Origin of the sequence: Pseudoxanthomonas winnipegensis, from assembly GCF_004283755.1 — a bacterium.
Lineage (GTDB): Bacteria > Pseudomonadota > Gammaproteobacteria > Xanthomonadales > Xanthomonadaceae > Pseudoxanthomonas_A > Pseudoxanthomonas_A winnipegensis.
Map to the genome: position 1 here is coordinate 1 of NZ_SHMH01000019.1, position 1,240 is coordinate 1,240.

The 1,240-nt window shown below is 65.5% G+C and carries 1 protein-coding gene; it reads right to left on the bottom strand.

The annotated features are described in order from the left end of the window. Positions 1–26: 26 nt before the first annotated feature. Positions 27–1,177, bottom strand: a protein-coding gene (locus EAT51_RS20200; protein ID WP_228258010.1) for an IS3 family transposase whose coding sequence is annotated in 2 segments (ribosomal slippage) — positions 27–931 and positions 931–1,177 — 1,152 coding nt in all. Because the reading frame shifts where the segments join, the coding sequence is not laid out codon by codon here. Positions 1,178–1,240 lie beyond the last annotated feature (63 nt).

The window sequence follows — 1,240 nt, forward strand, 5'->3', positions numbered from 1 at the left end:
TGGACCGACCAGAGTTCCATAGACACTCAGTCGCCGCTCTGCGCGTAGCGCTTTTCGAACTCTACCGGTGACATGCCGCCAGCGGAACCATGCCGGCGAATCGGGTTGTAGAACATCTCGATGTAGTCGAACACGTCCGAAGCAGCAGTGGCTCGCGTCGGGTAGATCCGCCGCTTGATCCGCTCCTTCTTCAGGACGCTGAAGAAGCTCTCGGCCACGGCGTTGTCGTGGCAGTTCCCGCGACGGCTCATGCTCGGCACCATCCGGTGCGCCTTCAGGAACGACTGCCAGTCGTTGCTGGTGAACTGGCAGCCCTGGTCGGAGTGGACCAGCACGCCCGGGCCGGGCTTGCGTCGCCATGCCGCCGCCATCAGCGCCTGCAGCACCAGGTCGCTGGTCATCGTGGATGCGGTTGCCCAACCGACGATCTGGCGCGAGTACAAGTCCATCACCGCCGCCAGGAACAGCCAGCCCTCGTAGGTGCGGATGTAGGTGATGTCCGTGACCCAGACCTTGTTCGGGGCGTGCGGCGTGAAGTCCCGGTTGAGCACGTTCGCCACGGCACCGACCGGGCCGCCGCGGTGGCGCGGCTTGCCGCCATAGCCCACCTGCGCCCGCAGGCCCTCGGCCTTCATCAGCCGCCGGACGCGGTGCCGGCTGCAATGCTCGCCGGCTTCCCGCAGGTCCAAGGTGATCTTGCGATAGCCATACACCGCGCCGCTGGCCAGCCAGTGGTGCCTGATCAGCCCCAGCAGGCGCTGATCGTCCCGCTCGCGGGCACTGGCGCCTTGGCGCAACCAGGCGTAGTAGCCGCTGCGGTGCACGCCCAGCACCCGGCACATCGCGACCAGGCGGAACTCGCGGATGTGCGCGCGCATGAACGCGTACTTCGCCCTTACCCCTTGGCAAAGTACGCGGCGGCTTTTTTTAGGATGTCGCGCTCCTCGGTCACCCGCCGCAGCTCGGCCTTGAGACGGCGGATCTCGGCTGAGTCGCTCGGCGCAACCGTGGCTCCAGCGGCCGGCATCGACTTCTTGGCCGCCTGCACCCAGCCATACAACGTGTGCTTGGGAATCCCGATCCGGGAGGCGACGTCCACCACCGTGAAGCCACGCTCGATCACCTGCTTCACCGCTTCGGCCTGGAACTCATCCGTGTACTGCTTGCTGTTGCCCATAAACACCTCGGTCATTGCCATCAATTATGGCAACCGGATGTCTACGAAAGGCTGGCCGGTCCA